Origin of the sequence: Bradyrhizobium manausense, from assembly GCF_018131105.1 — a bacterium.
GTDB classification, from domain to species: domain Bacteria; phylum Pseudomonadota; class Alphaproteobacteria; order Rhizobiales; family Xanthobacteraceae; genus Bradyrhizobium; species Bradyrhizobium manausense_B.
This window is the reverse complement of sequence record NZ_JAFCJI010000020.1, coordinates 1-1,240: the sequence shown is the minus strand read 5'-3', so window position 1 is coordinate 1,240 and position 1,240 is coordinate 1. Positions and strand designations below refer to the sequence as shown.

General features: G+C 58.9%; 1 protein-coding gene. It reads right to left on the bottom strand.

Annotated elements, in window-relative coordinates:
• Window positions 1-56 precede the first annotated feature (56 nt).
• On the bottom strand, window positions 57-1,121 hold the full coding sequence (locus JQ631_RS32190; RefSeq protein ID WP_026192128.1) for an IS630-like element ISRj1 family transposase: 1,065 nt from the start codon (window positions 1,119-1,121) through the stop codon (window positions 57-59).
• Between the last annotated feature and the right edge of the window lie 119 nt (window positions 1,122-1,240).

Here is a 1,240-nt window from a genome sequence, read left to right as displayed (position 1 = left end):
ACCGAAACCGGTTCGGCTGAAACCGGGCTGTCTTTCCGGTGTCCTAGTACCCGGAATCAGAGCTGAGTGATACGGCGGCCTTTGAAACGGCGTTGACGGACCTTTTTCTTGGTCCAGACGAAGGGCTCGGCTCTGTCGTTGTATGCGTTGACGTAGGCATCGATGTGTTCCTGAAGCTGCTTGAGGCTCGTGAAGGAGGTGCCGCTGAGCGACTGCCCCTGCAAGATGGAAAACCATACTTCGACCTGATTGAGCCATGACGCACTTGTCGGCGTGAAATGAAATTGCACGTTGGGGTGGGCCTTGAGCCAGTCCTCGTTCTTTTTATGGGTGTTGAGGTTGTCGAGGATGACGTGAAGCTTGCGGTTCGGAAAAGCCGCGGTGACGCTGTTCATGAAATCGAGAAACTCGACGCGGCGCCGGCGTTTTGAATGGGTCGCGATGATCTTTCCGGTGGCGACTTCGAGCGCCGCAAACAATGTTGTGGTGCCATGCCGCTTGTAATCGTGGCTTTGGCCGGTCAAGGCGCGGCCATTGGGCAACTTCAGATAACCCTGCGCTCGCTCCAAAGCCTGGATCGAGGGCTTCTCGTCCACGCACAGCACAATGGCCTTCGCCGGCGGCGCGACATAGAGGCCGACAACATCGGCGGCTTTGGCCGTAAAGTTCGGGTCGTTGCTCTCGCACCAGGACTTGCGAGCCACCAGGTCAATCTTGTGGCTGCGCAGGAACCGCCAGACATATTGGACATCGACATCGCCCAGCGCCTCGGCCAGCAGGGGGCCGGTCCAGCGCGCAAACCCTTGCGGTGGCGGCTTATCCAGCAGCTTCAGAATCCGCTTGTCGGTCGTCTTCGTATAGATCGGCTGCTTGCCAGGCCGCGGCTTGTCTTGCAGCCCTTCAAGGCCATGGTCGGCATAGCGATGCCGCCAAAGGCTGACAATCCGCGGCTGGACCCCAACTTCCTTGGCGATCGACCGGGTGCTGCGCCCATCCGCCGCCAACAGAACTATCCGCGCCCGCTTCAAATCGCGCTGCAACGTCACCGGTGAGCGACAGCACGCCTCAAGCACCTTGCGATCTTTCCTCGAAAGGTGGACTTCTCTTGCTTCGGGTATCATCCCGACCTTGAATCACGACTCACGTTCCAAGAAAAGTGGGTACTAGTGCCAAAAATCAGCGATGCGCAGGCGAGCCAGGCGCTCGATTCTCTGATCGCGCAGATCGACCCAACGACCGA